This is a genomic window from Luteibacter pinisoli, assembly GCF_006385595.1.
Lineage (GTDB): Bacteria > Pseudomonadota > Gammaproteobacteria > Xanthomonadales > Rhodanobacteraceae > Luteibacter > Luteibacter pinisoli.
Window position 1 is genome coordinate 731,892 of the sequence record NZ_CP041046.1, and the last position, 21,550, is coordinate 753,441.

Genomic DNA, 21,550 nt, shown 5'->3' on the forward strand with positions numbered 1-21,550 from the left:
CCCGGATACGCCGGCCGGTCTTTATATCCATATGAGTTTTTAACGTAATTGTGAGAACCACGTCACAAAGTGACGCCGTTCGCCGGTCCGTTCGACCCGAAAAAGTGACAAATTCGGTAATACGTAAAACTACCTAATTCTCGAACCGCGGTGCGACGCCATTTCACATGGCGTGGCATGGAACCTGCCTATCGCCCCCCGTCAGCGCGTCACGCGCGCCGCTCGCCGATACCGGCGGCGTCATCTACGGGGGGTTGGGTTTGAATCGCATCTTTAGCATCGTCTGGAATCGCGCCATCGGCCAGCTGGTCGTGGCCTCTGAGTTCGCTTCGTCGGCCCGTGGTGGCGCCTCGCGCCAGGCGCGCCGGGTGACCCCGCTGCGCGCCGCGCTTTACGCCGGCCTGGTGCTGGCTGGGATGACGAGCTTTAGTGCGTACGCGGATACGACCTCGCCGGCAATCGCGAACGTCAGCTTCGAAACCGGCAACCTGAGTGGCTGGACGACGGGGCTTGTCGGTACCCAAACAGGTACGGCTTATTCGGCCGAGGGCACGGGTGCTAGCGTCGTGACCGGCATGGCATCGTTCAAGGCGATGGATCAGGGCGGCCCCACGAACACGCACTCCTGGACCGTCACGCCCTACGGCAACTACATGGCGTCACTGCAGGCCAATGGCGACCAGGACGACGTTAGCCAATCGTTTGGTACGGGCGCTGGGGCACTCCTCCTGTCCGCCGCGAACCAGAGCGCGATCACGACCACCATGGGTGGCACGCCGACCAATGCGTCGTGGATCTACCAGGACCTCACCCTCAACGCGGGTGACACCTTCACGATGGCATGGCAGTACGTCTCTACCGACTACACGCCTTTCAACGACGTCTCGGTGACCAGCCTGGTCAACCTCGGCGACAGCAACGTGCTCGCCATGGTCAACAACGAACTTTCCCAGTATGCGCTGCTGGGCGCGACCAATCCGGGCACGGGTAACTATTCGACGGACAGCTACGGCGCGACGGGCTGGCAGATCGCAACATATTCGGTGTCGACGGCGGGCGTGTATCGCCTGGGCTTCATGTCGGTGAACCTCAATGACGCCATCAACAGCCCGGTGCTTTTCGTGGACCAGGCGCCCGGCGCCACGTACGACAATAATGTTCCGTTCGGTCCCATCGCGCCGAACGAAGGCTCCAACGCACCGACCACCCCCACGACCCCGTCTGGCCCGACGACCATCGACCAGAACACCAGCACGGCTGACCTGGGCAGCGACGGCGGCAAGTTCGATGGCGGCACGCTGACCCCGGATAGCTCGGGCAACGTCGACAGCAACCTGACCGTCACCGACAAGGGTGGTGTCATCGACCAGGCCGGCAAGGATTCGAACTTCACCGGCACGATCTCCGACGACAGTGCCGGCGTCCCGGGCAATATCACCATCGTCAACTCGGACACGGGCGGTAGCGTCACCTTCTCGGGCGACAACACCTATACCGGCAGCACCAGCATCGGCACGGGCTCGACCCTGAGCGTGGCTGGCGACGGCACGATCGCCTCGTCCTCGGGCGTGACGAACAACGGCACGTTCGACATCGCCGACGCGAACAACAACGTCGACGTCAAGGCGATCAACGGCGCGGGCGACATCAACCTGGGCGGCAACGACCTGGTGATCACCAACGCGACGGGCCCCGGCGCCACCGGCACGATTTCCGGCACGGGCGGCGTGGAGGTCACCGGCGGCACCCAGGTGCTCGGCGGCAACAACACGTACACCGGCGGCACGACGGTGAAGGACGCGACTGTCCAGATTGGCAGCGACGAGAACCTCGGCGCCGCCTCGGGCGGGCTCGCGCTGGACAACGGCACCCTGCACACCACGGGCGACGTGGACACCGCGCGCGACGTGACCGTCACGGGCACCGGCACGTTCAATACGAACGCGGGCACGGCGCTGACGAGCACGGGCACCGTTTCCGGTGACGGCACGCTGGTGAAAAACGGCGCGGGCACGGCCGATTTCGAAGGCACCCTGTCGCACACGGGCGGCACCGTGGTAAACGCGGGCACCCTGGTCCTCGGCGGTGACAACACCTACACCGGCGGCACCACCGTGAACACGGGCGGCACGCTGCAGATCGACAACGACCACAACCTCGGCGATGCCTCGGGCGACCTGACCGTGAACGGCGGCACGCTTCATACCACGGGTGATGTGGACAGCGCCCGCGACGTGACGCTGACCGGCAACAGCACGTTTGATACCGACACGAATACGAGTCTCACGTCCACGGGTGACGTGTCGGGTACCGGCATGCTGGTGAAGCAGGGCGGCGGAACCGCCGAGTTCGACGGCACGCTCTCGCAGGCGGGCGGTGTTTTCGTGTCCGACGGTACGCTTGTCCTCGGCGGCGACAACACCTTCACCGGCGGCGCGTCGGTGGTTGGCGGTGGCACCCTGCAGATCGACAACGACCACAACCTGGGCGATGCCTCGAACTTCGTGGTGCTGTCCGACGGTACGCTGCACACCACCGGCGACGTCGATACGTCGCGCGATGTGGTCCTTGCAGGAAATGGCACGCTCGATGTGGATGCGGGCACGACCCTCACGAGCACGGGTGGGGTGAACGGCTCCGGCGCCCTTGTGAAGGATGGCGAAGGCAAGGCCGACTTCGAAGGGACGCTGTCACACACCGGCGGCACCGTGGTTAACGACGGCACCCTGGTCCTCGGTGGGAACAACACCTACACCGGTGGCACCACCGTGAACACGGGCGGCACGCTGCAGATCGACAGCGACCACAACCTCGGCGATGCCTCGGGCAACGTCACGCTGAATGACGGCACCCTCCACACCACGGGCGATGTCGATACGGCGCGCGATCTGACGCTGACCGGCAACGGCACGCTCTCGACCGACAGGGGCACGACCCTCACGAGCACCGGCGATGTCTCCGGTGATGGCGCCCTTGTGAAAGACGGCGAAGGCACGGCCGACTTCAAAGGTACGCTGTCGCACACCGGTGGCACTGTGGTTAACGACGGCACCCTGGTGCTGGGCGGCAACAACACCTACACCGGCGGCACGTCGGTTAACGCCGGCGGCACGCTGCAGATCGATAACGACCACAACCTGGGTGATGCCTCGGGCAATGTCGCGCTGAATGACGGCATCCTGCATACGACGGGTGACGTCGACACCGCACGCGAGCTGACGTTGACCGGCAACGGCACGCTTAACACGGGCGCAGACACGACGCTTACGAGCACGGGCGATGTTGCGGGCACCGGCGCCCTCGTGAAGAACGGCGAAGGCACGGCCGATTTCGAAGGCACGCTGTCGCACACCGGCGGCACTGTCGTGAACGACGGCACGCTGGTCCTCGGCGGCAACAACACCTACACCGGCGGCACCACCGTGAACACGGGCGGCACGTTGCAGATCGACAACGACCACAACCTCGGCGATGCCTCGGGCAACGTCGCTCTGAACGACGGCACCCTCCACACCATGGGTGATGTCGATACCGCGCGCGAGCTGACGCTGACCGGCAACGGTACGCTCAACACCGACGCAGGTACGACGCTCGCTAGCACCGGCAATGTGGCGGGCAATGGCGCCCTCGTGAAGGACGGTGAAGGTACGGCCGACTTCGAAGGCACCCTGTCGCACACCGGCGGCACTGTCGTTAACGACGGCACCCTGGTCCTCGCTGGCAACAACACCTACACCGGCGGCACTGCAGTCAACGGCGGCACGCTGCAGATCGAAAACGACCACAACCTGGGCGATGCCTCGGGCAACGTCACGCTGAATGACGGCACCCTCCACACCACGGGCGATGTCGATACGGCGCGCGATCTGACGCTGACCGGCAACGGCACGCTCTCGACCGACGGGGGTACGACCCTCACGAGCACCGGCGATGTCTCGGGTAATGGCACCCTCGTCAAGAACGGCGAAGGCACGGCCGACTTCGAAGGCACCCTGTCGCACACCGGCGGCACCATCGTTAACGACGGTACGCTGGTCCTGGGTGGCAACAACACCTTCACCGGTGGCACCGCAATCAACGGCGGTACGCTGCAGATCAGTAATGACCACAACCTCGGCGATGCCTCAGGCAACATCTCGATCGCGAACGCCGTTCTCCACACCACGGGCAACGTCGACACGGCACGCGATATCTTGCTGGGCGGCTTCGGTGTGATCAGCACGGACGCCGACACGACTACCAGGAGCACGGGCACCGTCTCCGGTGCCGGTACGCTGGTGAAGGATGGCGCCGGTACGGCGGACTTCGAGGGCACGCTCTCGCACACGGGCGGCACCTTCGTCACCGAGGGCACGCTGGTCCTGGGCGGCAACAACACCTACACGGGCGGCACCGTGGCGGCCAATGGCGGCACCCTGCAGATCGCCAACGACCACAACCTCGGCGATGCGGCCAACGAGCTAGTGCTGGCGGACGGCAGCCTGCATACCACGGGTAACGTGGACACGGCCCGTGAACTGCTCGTGCTCGGTATCGGCACCGTGACCACCGACGGTGGCACGACGACGACAAGCACGGGCGACGTCTCGGGCAATGGCACGCTCGTGAAGGACGGTGCGGGCACGGCCGACTTCGAAGGCACGCTGTCGCACACCGGCGGCACCATCGTGAACGACGGTACGCTGGTCCTGGGTGGTAACAACACCTACACCGGCGGCACCGTGATCAATGGCGGCACGCTGCAGATCGGTAGCGACCAGAACCTCGGCGATGCTTCCGGCAACCTTGCGATCGGTAACGGCGTTCTCCACACCACCGGCAACGTCGACACGGCACGCAACATCGCCCTGGCCGGCGTCAGCGTGATCAGCACCGACACACACACGACCACCACGAGCACCGGCGCCATCTCGGGCACCGGTACGCTGGTGAAGGACGGCGAAGGCACGGCGGATCTGGAAGGCGTGCTCTCCCACACGGGCGGCACCCTGGTGAATGACGGCATCCTCGTCCTCGGGGGCGCCAACACCTACACCGGTAACACCGCGGTCAACGCGGGTGGAACGCTGCAGATCAGCCGCGACAGCAACCTCGGCGACGCCGCGAACAGCCTGGCGCTCAACGGCGGCACGCTGCACACGACCGCTGACGTGGCCACGGCACGTACCCTCACCCTGAACGGTGGCGGCGTGTTTGACACGGCCGTCGGCACCACGCTGGCCAGCACCGGCACGCTTTCCGGCACGGGTCCGCTGATCAAGAACGGCGCGGGCACGGCTGACTTCGAAGGCACCCTCTCGCATGCCGGCGGCACCGTGGTGAACGAGGGCCTCCTGATCCTGGGCGGCAACAACTCGTACACCGGTGGCACCCTCGTCAACGGCAGCACGCTGCGCATCGCCAGCGACGCGAACCTCGGTAACGTGGCAGGTGGCGTGACGCTCAACGGCGGCACGCTGTCGACCACGGCCAACGTGACCACGGAGCGCACCCTCACGCTGACCAGCGCCGGTGGCTCCATCGACACAGCCAGCGGCACGACGCTTGCGCAGAAGGGCGTCATCACCGGCACGGGCACGCTCACCAAGCTCGGCGGCGGCACCCTTGTCGTCAGCGGCGCCAATGACTTCACGGGCGGTACGTTCATCGACGGCGGCGTGATCCGTATCGACAACGGCTCCTCGCTGGGCTCAGGCAACATCATCCTGCGCGGCGGCACCCTGCAGACCTACGCCACGCTTGGCACGGGCCAGCAGGTGCTGGTCGGCGGCCAGTCCGGCGTCAACGTGCTCACCGGCACCAGCACGGTGCTCTCCGGCGACATCGTCACCGATGCGACGGCAGGCTGCTTCGTCAAGAGCGGTGGCGGTTCGCTCAGCCTCACCGGCCACGCCATGCTCGGCAACGGCACCTGCGTGCAGGACGGCACGCTACGCACCAATGGCGTGCTCGACAGCTCGTTCGTGTCGGTCGACCAGGGCGCCACGCTGCGTGGCATCGGCCTCGTGAACGGTCCGGTCAACGTCAGTGGCCGCCTGGCCCCGGGCAACTCGCCGGGCACGCTGACCGTCAACGGCACCGTGACGATGAGCGAAGGCAGCACCTTTGAAGCGGACATCGACGGCACCGCCACCGGCACCGGCCGCGGCAGCTACTCGCGTCTTCTCGTCGTCGGCGCCGGCCACCAGTTCATCGCCAATGGCACGCTGGAGCCGCTGCTGCGCGGTATCACGGGTGATGCCAGCAACACGTACACGCCGGCACTGGGCGACAACTACCGTGTGGTCACGGCCGAGGGCGGCATCGTCGGCCGCTTCGACAGCCTGACCCAGCCGGCCAGCGGCCTCGCCGCGAACACCCGGTTCCTGGCGCTGTACGACGTGAATGGCAGCCGCAGCATCGACCTGCGCGTTGTGCCGACCGCCTACGGCGATCTGCTCGGTGCGGGCGCGCGCGGCAACGCGGTATCCGTGGCGGGTGCGCTCGACCGCGCGGTGGACGCGCAAGTGGCAGGCACGGCGGACGGCCTCTCCGGCGTCGTGGGTGCCATCGGCACGCTCACGGCGGCGCAGATCCCGTCGGCGGTGAAGGCCATGGCCGGTGAAGTCCACGCGGACCAGGCGGCCTCGGCGCGTGGCATGGGCCTCTCGCTCAGCCGCGATGCGGTGGACCACCTCGGCACCGACAGCATCGGCGTGGCCAACCACGTGTGGGCCAACGTCACCCAGGATGGCCAGCGTTCGGTGGCCGATAACCAGGGCAGCGGCTTCAACACCAGCACCGGCCACATCACGGCAGGCGTCGACGTCTATGCGACCGAGGACACCGTGCTCGGCGTGGGCGCTTCGCACGGCGAGAGCAACGTGATCGCCAGCGGCGGCCAGGGCACCATCCGCAGCAATGCGGGCCTGGCCTATGCCCAGCAGAAGCTCGGTCGCGTGCTGGTGGATGGCGTGGTCGCTTACGGTTCGGACGACTGGTCGACCCGTCGTGCCGATCCGCTCGGTGCCGGTTCGATCGAGTCGCGCACCGACGGCCACAACACCACCGCCAGCCTCACCGCTCGCCTGCCCATCGATACGCAGGGCACGCGCATCGAGCCGTACGCCACCGTGGTCTGGCAGAAGGTGGAGCGTGATGCCGTGCAGGAAGGCGGTACGTCGGCGGCCGTGCTCAGCCTGGACCAGCTCTCGCAGACGGGCACCCGCGGGTTGCTCGGCGTCACCGCGGGCTCGCACGCCAATGATCCGCTCGCCAGCGAGCTGACCTGGCGCGTGGGCGTGGCGGCCGGCGTGGATAGCGGCAAGCTGCTTGATCCGACCGTGCACGCGCACCTGGCGGGCCAGTCGTTCGACACGCGCGCGCCGGATGCGGGCCGCGGCTTCGTTCAGGTGAACGCAAGCGGCACCATGCGCCTCAGCCACAGCACGTACCTCTACGGCGGCCTCAATGCCGAACAGGGTTCGGGCCGCTCGGCGTACGGCGTGACGGCCGGTGTACGCGTCGCGTTCTGATGCGGTAGCGATGTAAAAGGTCGTGTGACACCAGAAGGGGCGGCCAGATGGCCGCCCCTTCTGCATGTTCAGGCCGGCTGCACGAGTCGTTCGCGTGCCGCCCGGGCCACGGCCACCATGCCGGTGAGTGCCTCGCCCACTTCCTTCCAGCCGCGGGTTTTCAGGCCACAGTCGGGATTCACCCAGAGTTGCTCGGGCGCGAGCACCTGGAGCGCCCTTGCCAGCAGGTCGGCCATTTCGGCTTGGGCCGGAACGCGCGGGGAATGGATGTCGTAGACGCCTGGGCCAATCCCGTTCGGATACTGGAAGCGGGTGAACGCCTCCAGCAGCTCCATGCGCGAGCGGCTGGTCTCGATCGAGATCACGTCGGCGTCCATGGCGGCGACGGCTTCGATGATGTCGTTGAACTCCGAGTAGCACATGTGGGTATGCACCTGCGTGGCATCGCTGGTGCCACCGGCGGTGATCCGGAAGGCTTCGACCGCCCAGTCAAGGTAAGCGTCCCAATCAGCACGGCGTAGCGGCAGGCCTTCGCGCAGGGCGGGTTCATCGATCTGGACGATGCCGATGCCAGCGCGTTCCAGGTCGTGCACTTCGTCGCGCAAGGCCAGCGCGATCTGCCGGCACACGTCGGCCCGGGGCAGGTCGTCGCGGACGAAGGACCACTGCAGCATCGTCACCGGGCCGGTGAGCATGCCTTTCATGGGCTTCGTGGTGAGTGACTGCGCATAGCTGGACCAGGCGACGGTCATGGCGGCTGGGCGGGCCACGTCGCCGTAAATGATCGGCGGCTTCACGCAGCGCGAGCCGTAGCTCTGTACCCAGCCATACTTCGTGAACGCATAGCCTTCGAGCTGTTCGCCGAAGTACTCGACCATGTCGTTGCGCTCGGGCTCGCCGTGGACCAGGACGTCGATGCCCGCGTCTTCCTGGAAGCGCACCGCGCGGCGCACTTCGTCGCGGAGCACGGTGTCATAGGCAATCTCGTCGAGCTTTCCGGCGCGGAAGGCGGCGCGTGCCGTGCGCAGTTCTAGGGTCTGGGGGAACGAGCCGATCGTGGTGGTCGGGAGGGGCGGCAAACCGAAGCGGTCGCGCTGCACGGCGGCGCGGTGGGCATACCCCGAACGCCGCTGGCTGAACTGCGGGGTGAGACCACGGGCGCGAGCGCGGACGGCGCTGCGCACGACCTCTGGCGAAGCGAGGCGCCGGGCGACGATGTCGTTCTGGCGAACGAGTGCGTTTGCTGCTTCGGCGCTGCCGGCCGCCGCATCCGCATAAAGACGCAGCTCGCCGATCTTCTGGCGGGCGAACGACAACCACTGGTTGAGCTCGCCGGGGAGCTGTTTCTCATCTGAGGCGTCGATGGGCACGTGCAGCAGCGAGCACGAGGGCGCGATCCACAGGCGATCGGATGGCACGCGTTCCGTTAGCGCTTCCAGTCGCGGCAGGATCGCTTCCGGATCGCTGAGCCACACGTTGCGACCATCGACAAGACCCGCCGACAGCACGCGTCCGTCCGGCAGGGCATCGAGGACCGCATGCAGTTGCGCGGATGCGCGGGCGAGGTCGACGTGCAGTCCGGCGACGGGGAGCGAAGCCGCAAGGCCCAGGTTGCCGTCGAGCGCGCCGAAGTAGGTGGCTAGCAGGATCTTCGCGGACGAGCGAGCGGCCAGGGCGTCGTACACGCGGCGGAACGCATCGCGGGTGCCGACATCGAGGTCGAGCGCGAGGGCGGGTTCGTCGACCTGGATCCATGCCGTGCCTTCGGCCGCAAGCGCATCGACCAGATCTAGCCACGCGGGCAGCAACGCGTCCAGCAGGCCGAGCGGGTGACTGCCGTCCACCGTCTTCGATAACAGCAGGAAGGTCACCGGGCCGAGCAGCACCGGCCGCGCCGCGTGGCCGGCCGCCACCGCCTCGCGGTATTCCGCCACCGCCTTTTCGGGGCGCGCGCGGAACAGCTGGCCGGCGTGGAGTTCAGGGACGAGGTAGTGGTAGTTCGTATCGAACCACTTGGTCATCTCCAGTGCGCGCAGGTCGAACGTACCGTCCTGGTGGCCGCGGGCCATGGCGAAATAGGCGGCCAGGGGCGCCCTGTCGTGCAGGTCGCGATAGCGCGCCGGGATGGCGTCCACCGCCACCGCGGCGTCGAGCACGTGGTCATACAGGGAGAAGTCGTTAACGGGCACGCTGTCGGCGCCGGCCTCGCGGGCGAGTTGCCAGTGGCGCTGGCGCAGCGAGGCGGCGGTGGCGAGAAGGTCGCTGGCGCTGGTCTCGCCCTTCCAGTGGCTTTCGAGCGCGCGCTTGAGTTCGCGGCGCCGGCCGATACGGGGGAAACCGAGATAGGTAACGTGTGGCATGGATGGATTCCTCTTTGGACAAAAGAGGAGGGAAGGGCGGCGCACGCGGACGGCCGCGCCCCAACGCGAAGGCACGCGCTGGCGGGCTGGGCCGTCATGCAGGCTGACCGTCGACCTTCGCCCCCGCGGGCGAACCGCCGCCCCGCGCAAGGCGGTACGGCAGGTCGGACGACGCCTGCGCAGGCATGACCCCGCGCGGGCATCGGCTGGTGGCAGGTCTTCGGGCTCGTGGATGTGGCACCCGCGGGTGCCGCCTTCACCGTCGCTTCCCGGGCCCCATGGCCCAGTGCTTGTGACGGATGTCGTCTCCACATACCGCTGCGGGGCAGCGCCGGACTCTCACCGGCTTCCCTCTTAGCTTTATCTCTCCATCCGAATAGAGAGATATCGACCACGGGCGACGGCGAAATTAGCCGTCCGGACGGCCAAAGTCAAATGCGCGAGGATGGGTGACCGGGATGCGAGGAAGGCGGGCGTGACGGAACGGCACATCGTATTGGCGACGGTGGGATCGCAGGGCGACCTGTTTCCATTCCTGGCCGTGGGCCGGGAGCTGGTGGCGCGCGGGCACCGGGTGACCGTGGGTGCCCACGCGATCCACCGCGATGCCGTCCTCGATGCGGGGCTGGATTTCGTCATGGCCAGCGGCATCGCGGAGCCGGAGGACAAGGCGGCATTCGCTGCACGCGCGTTCCATCCCTGGCGCGGGCCCAGGTTCGTCGTGAGGGATCTCGCAGCCGCCGATGTGGCGGCGAGCTACCACGCGCTGAAAACCTTCTGCTCGGCCGCCGATGCGGTCGTGACGACCACGCTGGCCTTTGCAGGGCAGATGCTTGGCGAGACGTTACCGGTGGCATGGCTGTCGGCCGTGCTGTCGCCGTCGGTGTTCCTCTCCCCATTCGACCCACCGGCCACCGGCATCGCGCCACTGGACGCGTGGCTCAGGGCGTCGCCAGGGCGTGGCCGGCTGCTGGTGCGCAGTGTCGAGGGGCTGACCCGGCCGTGGACGGCCCCGGTACGCGACTTCCGCCGGCAGCTTGGGCTCGCTCCCGTCGGCGCGGGCGGCGATCCGTTCCACCGCGGGCAGCATGGCCGCGACGGCGTGCTGGCGCTCTATTCGCCGGTGCTGGGAGGCCTGCCGCCTGATGCGCCCGCCAACACCGTGCTGACCGGGCAGTGCCGTTACCTCCCGGGCGCCGATGCGCTGGAACCATCGCTGCGTTCGTGGCTCGACGCAGGCGCACCACCGATCGTGTTCACCCTAGGCTCTGCTGCCGTGCACGCCGGCGCGGATTTCCTGCGTGAAAGCATCGCCGCGGCGCGCCAACTGGGGCGGCGTGCTGTTGTTCTCACGGGCTCCCCCGCGCTGCGCGAACGCCTTGCGTTGCAAGGCGACGATATCCTGGCCGTGGACTACGCCTCACATGGCGCGCTCTTCGCCCGAGCGGCCGCCGTTGTTCACCACGGCGGCATTGGCACAACCCACGAGGCCCTGCGTGCCGGGCGGCCATCCCTCGTGGTGCCACATGGTTTCGATCAGCCGGACAATGCGGCACGCGTGCGCCGGCTTGGTGCGGGCGACGTGCTGCCTGCGACACGGTACCGCGCCGATCGCGCGACAGCGAAGCTCGCGGTCCTGTTGGAAAGCAGCACGATCAGGTCACGCACCGGCGATGTCGCGCGCCAGCTCCACGAAGAGCATGGCGCGCGGGTTGCCGCGGATACCATCGAGGCGGCTATCGAACGCCGGCGGCCTTAGTCGAAACCAGCGCTCGCGCGCGGGGTATAGGCCTGCTCCAGCGCCTTGATCTCTTCGTCAGAAAGGTTGAGCTGCAGTGCGGCGACGGCATCGTCGAGATGGTGCGGCTTGGACGCACCGACGATCGGTGCCGTGATGCCCGCGCGCTGCGCCACCCATGCCAGCGCCACCTGTGCACGCGGCACGCCGCGATCTTCAGCGACCTTCTTCACGGCGGCGACGATCGCCCGGTCCGCGTCTTCGGTCGCGTTGTACAGCGTGCCGCCGAATACATCCTTCTCCTGCCGCGTGCTGCTCTCTTCCCAGTCACGCGTCAGGCGGCCGCGGGCCAGCGGACTCCACGGAATCACCGCGATACCCTGGTCGATGCAGAACGGAATCATCTCGCGCTCTTCTTCGCGCTGGATGAGGTTGTAGTGGTCCTGCATGCTGACGAACTCCGTCCAGCCATGCAGGCGAGAGGTATAGACCATCTTCGCGAACTGCCACGCATGCATCGACGACGCGCCGATGTAGCGTGCCTTACCGGCTTTCACCACGTCGTGCAGCGCTTCCAGCGTCTCCTCGATCGGTACGCCGTGGTCGAAGCGATGGATCTGCAGCAGGTCGATGTAGTCGGTGCCAAGGCGCGCGAGCGAATCATTCACGGAATGGAAGATGGCCTTGCGCGAAAGGCCGCCGGCGTTCGGGCCCTTGTGCCAGTGGAAGAACGTCTTCGTGGCGATGACCACTTCGTCGCGCCTCGTAAAATCTTTCAGCGCGCGACCGACGATTTCCTCGGACGTGCCATCGGAATACGCGTTCGCCGTGTCGAAGGTATTGATGCCGAGGTCGAGCGCCTTGCGGATGAACGGCCGGCTCTGCTCCTCATCAAGCGTCCAGGCATGGTTGCCGCGCTTGGGGTCACCGTAGGTCATGCAGCCCAGGATCACGGGCGAGATCTCGAGTCCGGTCTTGCCCAGCTTTACGTATTGCATCGGGGAACTCCACGTAGGGGAAGCGAGGGTGCCTGGGTAGCGTACACGCGATGGCCGGGTCGCTGCCGTGATTCAGATTATTCGGGGCGGCGCGCACTGTCCCGATGTCAGCACTGCCCCTACACACCGCCTCGTGGAAAGCCTACAGCGATCGAGGACTTCTCTCTTAGCGCATCGACCTATACTTTGCGGACGAAAAGGAGGTTCCATGAGCAAGGTACGATCATTCAGGGCTGCTTACTCGGAGCGTGTTGCAAGGGAGCTCTTCGACGTCCCGGGGGCCACGTATGCCGTTATCGCGGAGAGCTTGCGGGCAGACGAAGAAGGCAGGGAGTCGTTTACGGTTAATGGGACGACCTATGGGCGGGTATCACCCCAACGCGACGCCCACCCATTTCGGCTGTTCAAGAAGAAATAAGCCGTGGGCTTGAGCTTATCGGTGCTCGTTGCCCTGGTCTTCCTGTTGCCGGGGCTGGCGTTTGTCTTCTCACTGCAGAGAGGCGTGATCTTCGCTAAGCAGTCGCCGCCGGATAGTCCAGTATCAGAGACGTTGGCCAGTGCGATTGCCGCTTCCATCGCACTAAACGCTGCTGGCTACTCGCTCTGTGTCTTCCTGTGTGATGCATGGGGCCTTCCGTCGCCTGACGCCGTTGCGTTCATCTCGATGATGAGTGGCGACTCGAAGGGCTTGCTTGCGTCCGAAGCGCTCGCCAGCGTTGCGCGATATCCCGTGCGCATATGCGCCTATTTCTGCGCGCTAACGATGGTGGGAAGCGCAAGCGGCTTCGCCGGACGTACGCTCCGCGCTCGACTCCGGGCCAATGACGGCGGTGCGCTGTGGGGGACACTGTTGTCACCGCGTGGGGTCAATCTTGTCCGGGTTACGCTTGAAGTCGAAATGGACGGAGTCGCATTTCTGTTCGCAGGCGCGCTGCGCGATTATGCGGTCGATCGAGATGGCTCTTTAGACCGCGTGGTGCTGGAGGGCGTTTCCCGCAGACCGCTGGCGAATCGCGCACCTGGAGATCGCCGAGGCCGCAACCGTCGTCCACGAGCACCGCATTCGAACGGCTGGACGCCAGTCCCGGGAAACTACGTCATCCTTAATGTGGGCGCGACGAAGTCCGTACGAGTCGACTACCTGGCCGAAAAGGCCCGTAGCGGCAGGCGTAGTCCTGGTTAAAGGGTGGCCCTTGAAACCGACCCGGCCGCCCCTACGTTATGTGCCAGCCGCTTGCCCACCCCCGTGGGCAGGCGTACGATCCGCCCCTCATCCACGAGACCTGACCATGTTTGCCTGCAAGCACGCATTGATCCACCTGCCAACGATCGCCCCATGGGCGCGTCGCGGGTGCGCGCGCGCCATGTCAGGCCCTACGCCGTAAGGCGCCCGGTCTCGAATGCCTGTCAAAAAGCACCCGCGAGGGTGTTTTTTTTTGCCTCGATTTCCGCCGATCCCCGATTTCTACAAGCCCACTACCGGAGCACCGTGCCATGAAGAACTGCCGCGAACCCTGATCCTGACCCGTCCCACCCACGCCAGGGGCGACGGGAAAGCTTCGGGGGCATGCCTCGCTCGTCACACGGACCGAGCCCCTGGCGTCCCGAATGGAACTGTTCAACCATGAGTACCCGCGATACCACTATTCCCGTCGGCCGTTGGCGCAACCTCGGCATCATCGCCCATGTCGACGCAGGCAAAACCACGCTCACCGAGCGCCTTCTCTACAAGACCGGCACGATCCATCGCACCGGTGAGGTGCACGATGGCGCGACCACCACCGACCATATGGAACTCGAGCGCGAGCGTGGCATCACGATCGGCGCCGCAGCCGTGCGCGCCAACTGGACGCCGGAAGGCGGCCTGCCGCATCGCCTCACGCTGATCGACACGCCCGGGCACATCGACTTCGCCATCGAGGTGGAGCGTTCGCTGCGCGTGCTCGACGGCGCGGTCGTGGTGTTCTCCGGCGTGGCCGGCGTGCAGCCGCAATCGGAAACCGTGTGGCACCAGGCGCGCCGCCATGGCGTGCCGCTGATGGCCTTCGTGAACAAGATGGACCGGCCCGGCGCGGATTTCGACGCGACGCTGGTGCAGATGCGCGAAAAGCTGGGTGCCAACCCCTGGGTCGTGGCGCAGCCGGTCATCGACGGTGAACACATCGTGGGCCTCGTGGACTTGGTGGCGGAGCGCACCTGGCTGTTCGACGAAAAGGGCACGCCCGTCATCACCCCGTGGAGCGCCGATGAGCGCGCCGCGCATGCGAATGCGCGCGCCGAGCTGATCGCCGCGATCGCGGACAAGGACGATGACCTGGCCGAACTGTGGCTGGCGGAAAAGCCCGTGGACGCCGAGGCGCTCACGGCGGCGCTGCGTCGTGGCACGCTGGCCGGCCTTGGCCAGCCGGTGCTGCCCGGCTCGGCCTTCCGTAACGTGGGCATCGAGCCGCTGCTTGACGCGTTCGTGGCGTACCTGCCGTCGCCGCTGGATCGTCCGTCCGTCGTTGGCCATACCGACCACGGCGACATCCAGGTTGCACCTGATGCCGCGGCGCCGCTGGCCGCCCTGGTCTTCAAGGTGGTGAACCAGTCGCATGGTCCGCTGGCCTTCGTGCGCGTGTACTCGGGCCGCCTGCATGTCGGCGATGCCGTGTGGCGCAGTGGCAGCGAGCGTACGCAGCGCGTCGGCCGTCTCGCCGTGGTGCGCGCTGACGACACCGAGGCGGTGGAGTCGGCCGAGGCGGGCGATATCGTCGCGATCATGGGCTGGAAGGATGTCGCCACCGGCGAAACGCTGGCCGATACGCATCACCACGTGCGGCTGGAAACCATCCAGGCGCAGCCGGCGGTGCTGTCGTGGCGGTTGTCACCGGAGCGCTCGGCCGACCTGCTGAAGCTCGGCAACGGGCTGGCGCGCCTGGCACAGGAGGATCCGTCCTTCCGTGTCAGCACGGACCCGGAAACCGGCGAAACCCTGGTCTGGGGCATGGGCGAACTCCACCTCGAAGTCATGGTGGAACGCCTGCGCCGCGAATGGGGCGTGCAGGTGCGCACGGGTTCGCCGCGGGTGGCCTACCAGGAAACGCCGGCCAGGCCGTCGGGCCCGGTGGAAGGCAAGCTCGCCAAGCAGACCGGTGGCAGCGGCCAGTTCGCGCGGGTCGTGTTGTCCGTGTCGCCCGTGGAAGGCGATGCGAACCGCTACGAAGACCGCACGACCGGCGGCGTCATCCCGAAGCAGTTCCAGTCGTCGGTGCAGAAGGGCGCGGAGCAGGCGCTGCTGGAAGGCCCGCGTGGCTACCCGGTGGTGGGTGCGGAGGTGCTGGTGCTCGATGGCCAGGCGCATGCCGTGGATTCGAACGAAGCCGCGTTCCATCGCGCCGCGCAGATCGCGGTGCGGTCGGCCCTCGAAGCCACGGGTACCGTGCTGCTTGAGCCGGTGATGCGTGTTTCGGTGTCCGCGCCGGGCGTGGCGGTGGGTGACGTGCTGGGCGACCTGCAGCGTCGCGGTGGCCAGATCGTGAACCTGACCGACAAGCAGGAGCGCACGGAGATCGAAGCCGACGTGCCGCTGGCCCAGCTCGACGGGTACAGCACCACCCTGCGCAGCCTGAGCCAGGGCCGTGCGTCCGCGACGGTGGCGTTCCATGCCTACCGGCCGGCCACGGTGCAGGAAGCCCGCAAGCAGGCCTGACAGCCCGCCGGTCGCGTGATCCCTGTACGCTTCGGGCATGCTCACGTATGCCGAAGCCCTAGCCACGTTAGTCCGTGAAGCCCACCCGCTCGGTACCGAGCGGGTGGGCCTTTCCGTGTCCGCGGGACGCCTTCTTGGCGCGGACATCACCAGTCCGCTTTCCCTGCCGTCGTTTGATAACGCCGCGATGGACGGGTTCGCCATCCGCTCCGGCGAGGGCGATCTACCCGCTGGTACGCGGTTCACCGTCGCGGGCATGCAAGCTGCCGGTGACGACACCGCCGCATGGCCCGGCAGCGATGCCTGCGAAATCGCCACCGGCGCGCGCGTGCCGGACGGGTTCGATACCGTGGTCCCGGTCGAACGTTGCGAGCGCAACGGCGACAGCGTGCAGTTGATGCAGGATGAAAAGCGCGGCCAGAACATTCGCCGCACAGGCGGCGACATCGCCGCGGGCGCCGTCGCGCTCCGTGCCGGCCGCCGCATCGACGCCGCGGCCATCATGCTCCTCGCCGCCCTCGGCATCGACGAGCTCACCGTGGTGCGCCGGCCGCGCGTGGCGATCATCAACACCGGTAGCGAGCTGCATGCCAGCGGGCCGCTTCCCGACGGTGGCATCCACGATTCCAATGGCCCGTTCCTCGAGGCGATGATGGCGTCATGGGGTGTCGAGGCACTCCCGCGCCGTCGTGTTCGCGATACGGGCGATGCCTTTCACCATGCCGTGGCGGATGCGCGGGCCGCCGGTGCTGACCTGATCCTCACGACCGGTGCCGTCTCGGCGGGCCGTTTCGACTTCGTGCCATCGGCCCTTGAAGCGATGGGCGCGCGCGAACTGTTCCATAAGGTCGCCATCCGTCCGGGCAAACCGATTCTCGCCGCCCGCTTCGACGATGGCCCCCTCGTGCTTGGCCTGCCGGGCAATCCCATCGCCGTTGCCGTCGGCCACCGCTTCTTCGTCGCACCTGTGTTGCGGGCGATGGCAGGCCTGCCGCCCGAACAGCCCCAGCGCGTACGCCTCGACGAAGCCTATGAGGCACGCCCGGGGCTGCAGCATTTCGCGCTGGGCCGGGTCGCGCCGGATGCCGAGGGGCGCCAGGTGGCGTGCGTCCAGCGTAACCAGGCGGCCTACCGGATCGTGCCGTTTACCCAGGCGAATGCATGGCTTGCCGCGGATAGCGCCTTTGGCGACGTCGTCGATGCGTGGCCGCTGGATCCGGCGGCCGCGCCATGATCGGCGTCATTCTCGCAGGTGGCCTTTCCTCACGCATGGGCGAAGACAAGGCCTTGCTTCGCATCGACGGCCGTACCTTGCTGGAGCGAACGCGAGACGTCCTGGTCGAGGCCGGGGCGGAGCGCATCGTGATCAGCGGCGCACGCGATGGCGGCATCCCCGACAGGTGGCCGGGCAAAGGCCCCATCGGCGGCATCGCCAGCGTGGCGGCGCAGCTGATGGATGGCGAACTGCTCATCGTGCCGGTGGACATGCCCGCGCTCGAAGTCGCCACGCTGGCGCGCCTGCGCGACGAGCAGCGCATGCGCGCCACACGCTGGGCGGGCCACCCGTTGCCGATGCGGCTGACGCTGGACGCGATCACGCGCGCGACCCTGGCCGAGATGCTGGGGCTGGAGGGACGCGACTGCTCCGTCTCCGCCTTGCAGGCCCGCGTAGGCGTGGCCACACTTTCGCTCGACGGCGTCGATACGCGGACGCTGGTGAACTGCAACACCCCCGACGACTGGCGCGAGGCGAACGCATGAGAGTGCAGCTGGAAAACGACACGATCCGCGTCCGCATCGACGAGGACGAGCTGGCCGAACTGCTCGACAACGTGGCCCTGATGGGTTCCACGGCCTTTGGCCGGGCCTTCACCATGCGCTACGCCATCGACGCCACCAATAGCCCGGCCTGCGTGCTTGATGGCAATGCGCACGAATGGCGCCTCGAAGTGCCCCTGGCGCACCTCGCGGAGCTGAAAGCCCGGCTACCGGCCAAAGAGGGCCTGGTCTACGACATCCCGGGCAACGACACCGTGGCCACCACGGTGGTGCTTGATGTGGACATCAAGGACAGCCTGAAACGCCGCCGTTAAAGGCCGGCGTCGCGGATCCGCTCCGGGCGGCTGTAGACGTTGAAGCGGCCCGGGCGGGCGAACCCCGCCAGGGTCATGCCGCAATCGGTGGCCAGTGCGACGGCCAGGGCCGTTGGCGCCGAAATGGCCACCAGCACGGTGATCCCCGCGACGGCCGCCTTGGTCACCATCTCGTAGCTGGCGCGGCTGGTGATCACGGCGAAGCCTTCGCGCGGGTCGATGCCGCGGCGGGTCATCGCGCCGATCAGCTTGTCCAGCGCGTTATGCCGGCCGACGTCTTCGCGCACCACCATGAGTGAGCCATCGGTGCGTGCCCACGCGGCGGCATGCACCGAGCCGGTGAACGCATTGATCGGCTGCTCGGCGCGCAGGGCTTCCAGCGCGCGCTCAATCGCGTCGGGCGTGACGGTGGTGCCGGCGGCGACGGGGCGTGGGCGACGGATCACGTCTTCAAGCTCGCGCGTGCCGCAGATGCCACAGCCGCTGCGCCCGGGGATGTTCCGTTCCGGCACCACCGGGGCATCGTTGGCGGCCGCCTGCGCCGTCACGACGTCGATGGAAATGCCTTCGAGGCCTTCATGGATCTCGATGGCAGTGATCTCGCGGACGTCGCTGACGCGGTTCTCCGTCAACGCGAAGCCGCGGGCGAAATCTTCCAGGTCCACGGGCGAGGCCATCATCACGGCGAACGGCTTGCCGTTGAAGTGAAGGGCCACCGGGATCTCTTCCGCCAGGCGGTCGTCATCCTGCGTGATGCGGCCACGCTCGTAGCGGGTGACCGGGCGGGAGGCGCTGCCGAGGGGTGTGGTGTGTTCAGGTCGCATGGGCGGTGTGCGGGCGGCGGGTTTTCGGGGCGGGTTCGGTGGAGGCGACGACGCGTACGGGCACTGACTTGTACGTGGGCGTGCCGGAGTGGCTGTCGTGGTTCTCCAGCGAGATGAGCGCGTTGCCTTCCGGGTAATACATGGCCACCGAGCCTTCGGCGATGTCGTAGGCCACGGCGGTGAAGCCGCGCACGGCGCGCTGCCGGCCATCGGCGATATTGCGGCCGGTGGCAAGGATATCGATGCGATCGCCGTGCTTCAGCCCCCGCGCAGCGAGGTCGCTGGCGTGCAGGAAGACGACATCGCGGCGGCCGGTCACGCCGCGGTAGCGATCGTTGAGGCCGTAAATCGTGGTGTTGTACTGGTCGTGCGAGCGAATCGTCGTCAGCATCAGGCCGCCTTCCTCGACCCGGTCGTCCTCGTCGAGCCCGCGTGCCAGCAGGAAGTGTGCGCGCTTCTCCGGCGTCGCCCAGTCGCGCTCGCTGGCGGCGACGCGGAGGCGGAAACCGCCCGGCACGTTCACCCGCTGGTTGAAGTCGTAGAAGATCGGAAACACTTTTTCGATGTCGTCGCGGATCAGGTTGTAGTCGCCGGCGAGGCGCTCCCAGTCCACCCGGGTGTGGGGCAGGGTGGCCTTCGCGATGCCGGCGACGATCCACGGTTCCGAGCGCAGGTGCTCCGAGGCCGGCTTCAGCGTGCCGGCCGACGCGTGCACCATCGACATGGAATCTTCCACCGTCACCGCTTGCGGCCCGGTCGCCTGCACATCGAGCTCCGTGCGGCCCAGGCAGGGCAGGATGATCGATTCCTTCGCCAGCAGCAGGTGCGAGCGATTGAGCTTGGTGGCGATGTGCACGGCCAGGTCGAGCTTGCGCATCGCCATGAAGGTTTCTTCGGTATCCGGCATGGCCACCGCGAGGTTGCCACCCAGTGCGATCATCGCTTTCGAACGGCCCTCGCGAATGGCGATGATCGAGGCCACCGCATCGTGCCCGTGCGCCACCGGCGGCTCGAAGCCGTAGGTGCGGCGGATGCCTTCGTTGAGCTCGGCGTTGGGCTTCTCGGTGATGCCCACCGTCCGGTCGCCCTGCACGTTGCTGTGGCCGCGCAGGGGGCAGATGCCCGCGCCTTCGCGGCCGATGTTGCCGCGCATCAGCAACAGGTTGGCGATCTGCTGGACGTTCTCGGTGCCGTGCTGGTGCTGGGTGATGCCCATGCCATAGCAGACGATCACGGCCTTCGCCTTCGCGTAGATCGATGCGGCGTATTCAATCTCGCTACGGGTCAGGCCGCTGCAGCGTTCGATGTCGGCCCAGTCGGTGTTCAGTACGTCCTGCACCAGGGCATCGAAGCCAAGCGTGTTCGCGGCGATGAACTCGTGGTCGAGCACCGGCGGAAGGCCAGCCTGTCGCGCGATGGCATCTTCTTCCACCAGGTAACGCATCATGCCCTTGAGCACGGCCACGTCGCCGCCGATCTTCACCTTGTAATAGGTGGAGGCAATGCGCACGGATTTGCCGGTGAGCATTTCCACCGGGTGCTGCGGTGAGGTGAAACGCTCCAGGCCGCGCTCGGGCATGGGGTTGATCACGACGATGGGCACGTTGCGCAGCGACGCCTCGCGCAGCGTGGAGAGCATGCGCGGGTGGTTCGTGCCCGGGTTGTGGCCGATGCAGAAAATGGCGTCGCAGTGGTCGAAGTCCTCGAGGGTCACCGTCCCCTTGCCCGAGCCCACCGACTTCGGCAGGCCGACGCTGGTGGCCTCGTGGCACATGTTCGAGCAGTCGGGGAAGTTGTTGGTGCCGTACTCACGGACGAACAGCTGGTAGAGGAAGGCCGCTTCGTTCGACGCGCGGCCCGAGGTGTAGAACTCGGCCATGTTCGGATCGGGCAGGGCGCGCAGCCCTTCGCCGATACGGCGGAACGCTTCGTCCCATGCCACGGGCTGGAACGTGTCGGTGCCCGGGTCGTAGGCCATCGGATGCGTCAGGCGGCCGAGGCCCTCCAGCGCGTAGTCGCTCAGCTTCCACAGGTCGGTCACCGTGTTCTTCGCGAAGAACTCCGGGCGCACACGCTTGGCCGTGGCTTCCCACGAAACGGCCTTGGCGCCGTTCTCGCAGAACTCGAACGACGACGTCTCCTTGGGATCGGGCCACGCGCAGCCGGGGCAGTCGAACCCTTCCGGCTGGTTCACCTTGTGCAGCGCGATGGATTCGCGGGCGAGCGCCATCTGCCCGCTCAATGCGCGTGCGACGGCGCCAAGCGCGCCCCAGCCACCGGCCGGGCTGTCGTACTCGTCGATACCGGGGACGCGCTCGTCGCTCATGGGCCT

The 21,550-nt window shown here is 67.1% G+C and carries 12 protein-coding genes and 1 riboswitch; of the genes, 8 read left to right on the forward strand and 4 right to left on the reverse strand.

Annotation, left to right across the window (positions count from 1 at the left end; genetic code table 11):
- The first annotated feature begins 260 nt into the window (after positions 1–260).
- The gene (locus FIV34_RS03265; protein WP_170207499.1) at positions 261–7,514 is read left to right on the forward strand and encodes an autotransporter-associated beta strand repeat-containing protein; all 7,254 of its coding nucleotides are present in this window, start codon (positions 261–263) and stop codon (positions 7,512–7,514) included.
- Positions 7,515–7,582: 68 nt separating this feature from the next.
- Here the strand turns inward: FIV34_RS03265 and metE are convergent, their stop codons facing one another.
- Positions 7,583–9,874 carry a 5-methyltetrahydropteroyltriglutamate--homocysteine S-methyltransferase gene (gene metE, locus FIV34_RS03270; protein WP_139979639.1) on the reverse strand — a complete coding sequence of 764 codons (2,292 nt, stop codon included), beginning with the start codon at positions 9,872–9,874 and terminating at the stop codon, positions 7,583–7,585.
- Positions 9,875–10,068: 194 nt separating this feature from the next.
- A riboswitch (cobalamin riboswitch) is annotated at positions 10,069–10,284 on the reverse strand.
- Positions 10,285–10,349: 65 nt separating this feature from the next.
- Here metE and FIV34_RS03275 point away from each other — a divergent pair.
- Positions 10,350–11,633 (forward strand): glycosyltransferase, encoded by a 1,284-nt coding sequence (locus tag FIV34_RS03275; protein ID WP_170207500.1) that lies wholly within the window; start codon positions 10,350–10,352, stop codon positions 11,631–11,633.
- Here FIV34_RS03275 and FIV34_RS03280 read toward each other — a convergent pair.
- Complete coding sequence (locus tag FIV34_RS03280) at positions 11,630–12,610, reverse strand: aldo/keto reductase (RefSeq protein WP_139979644.1); 981 nt, start codon at positions 12,608–12,610, stop codon at positions 11,630–11,632. The genes FIV34_RS03275 and FIV34_RS03280 overlap by 4 nt on opposite strands.
- Positions 12,611–12,818: 208 nt before the next feature.
- On the opposite strand from FIV34_RS03280, the gene FIV34_RS03285 reads away from it, so the two are divergent.
- The 6 genes from FIV34_RS03285 (at position 12,819) to FIV34_RS03310 (ending at position 18,394) form a co-directional block, all read left to right on the forward strand.
- Positions 12,819–13,028, forward strand: coding sequence for a hypothetical protein (locus FIV34_RS03285; RefSeq protein WP_139979646.1), 210 nt, complete (start codon positions 12,819–12,821; stop codon positions 13,026–13,028).
- Between the two features lie 9 nt (positions 13,029–13,037).
- Positions 13,038–13,793 carry a hypothetical protein gene (locus FIV34_RS03290; RefSeq protein WP_139979648.1) on the forward strand — a complete coding sequence of 252 codons (756 nt, stop codon included), beginning with the start codon at positions 13,038–13,040 and terminating at the stop codon, positions 13,791–13,793.
- Between the two features lie 441 nt (positions 13,794–14,234).
- Positions 14,235–16,301, forward strand: coding sequence for an elongation factor G (gene fusA, locus FIV34_RS03295; RefSeq protein ID WP_139979650.1), 2,067 nt, complete (start codon positions 14,235–14,237; stop codon positions 16,299–16,301).
- A 37-nt stretch (positions 16,302–16,338) separates the two neighbouring features.
- Entirely contained in the window at positions 16,339–17,535 is a 1,197-nt protein-coding gene (locus tag FIV34_RS03300) for a molybdopterin molybdotransferase MoeA (RefSeq protein WP_139979652.1), read from the forward strand.
- On the forward strand, positions 17,532–18,062 hold the full coding sequence (gene mobA, locus FIV34_RS03305) for a molybdenum cofactor guanylyltransferase (RefSeq protein ID WP_139979654.1): 531 nt from the start codon (positions 17,532–17,534) through the stop codon (positions 18,060–18,062). The genes FIV34_RS03300 and mobA overlap by 4 nt, the downstream gene beginning before the upstream one ends.
- Positions 18,059–18,394: a DUF7009 family protein gene (locus FIV34_RS03310; protein ID WP_139979656.1), complete on the forward strand. Its 336-nt coding sequence runs from the start codon at positions 18,059–18,061 to the stop codon at positions 18,392–18,394. The genes mobA and FIV34_RS03310 overlap by 4 nt, the downstream gene beginning before the upstream one ends.
- On the opposite strand, the gene fdhD is transcribed toward FIV34_RS03310, so the two are convergent.
- Positions 18,391–19,218: a formate dehydrogenase accessory sulfurtransferase FdhD gene (fdhD, locus tag FIV34_RS03315; RefSeq protein ID WP_139979658.1), complete on the reverse strand. Its 828-nt coding sequence runs from the start codon at positions 19,216–19,218 to the stop codon at positions 18,391–18,393. The genes FIV34_RS03310 and fdhD overlap by 4 nt on opposite strands.
- The gene (locus tag FIV34_RS03320; protein WP_139979660.1) at positions 19,208–21,544 is read right to left on the reverse strand and encodes an FdhF/YdeP family oxidoreductase; all 2,337 of its coding nucleotides are present in this window, start codon (positions 21,542–21,544) and stop codon (positions 19,208–19,210) included. The genes fdhD and FIV34_RS03320 overlap by 11 nt, the downstream gene beginning before the upstream one ends.
- Between the last annotated feature and the right edge of the window lie 6 nt (positions 21,545–21,550).

What these genes read in the sequence shown, in the direction of transcription:
- metE (WP_139979639.1), bottom strand. Translation starts at nt 9,874, where the DNA reads ATGCCACACGTTACCTATCTCGGTTTCCCCCGTATCGGCCGGCGCCGC.
- FIV34_RS03280 (WP_139979644.1), bottom strand. Translation starts at nt 12,610, where the DNA reads ATGCAATACGTAAAGCTGGGCAAGACCGGACTCGAGATCTCGCCCGTG.
- FIV34_RS03285 (WP_139979646.1), top strand. Translation starts at nt 12,819, where the DNA reads ATGAGCAAGGTACGATCATTCAGGGCTGCTTACTCGGAGCGTGTTGCA.
- fusA (WP_139979650.1), top strand. Translation starts at nt 14,235, where the DNA reads ATGAGTACCCGCGATACCACTATTCCCGTCGGCCGTTGGCGCAACCTC.
- FIV34_RS03300 (WP_139979652.1), top strand. Translation starts at nt 16,339, where the DNA reads ATGCTCACGTATGCCGAAGCCCTAGCCACGTTAGTCCGTGAAGCCCAC.
- mobA (WP_139979654.1), top strand. Translation starts at nt 17,532, where the DNA reads ATGATCGGCGTCATTCTCGCAGGTGGCCTTTCCTCACGCATGGGCGAA.
- FIV34_RS03310 (WP_139979656.1), top strand. Translation starts at nt 18,059, where the DNA reads ATGAGAGTGCAGCTGGAAAACGACACGATCCGCGTCCGCATCGACGAG.
- fdhD (WP_139979658.1), bottom strand. Translation starts at nt 19,218, where the DNA reads ATGCGACCTGAACACACCACACCCCTCGGCAGCGCCTCCCGCCCGGTC.
- FIV34_RS03320 (WP_139979660.1), bottom strand. Translation starts at nt 21,544, where the DNA reads ATGAGCGACGAGCGCGTCCCCGGTATCGACGAGTACGACAGCCCGGCC.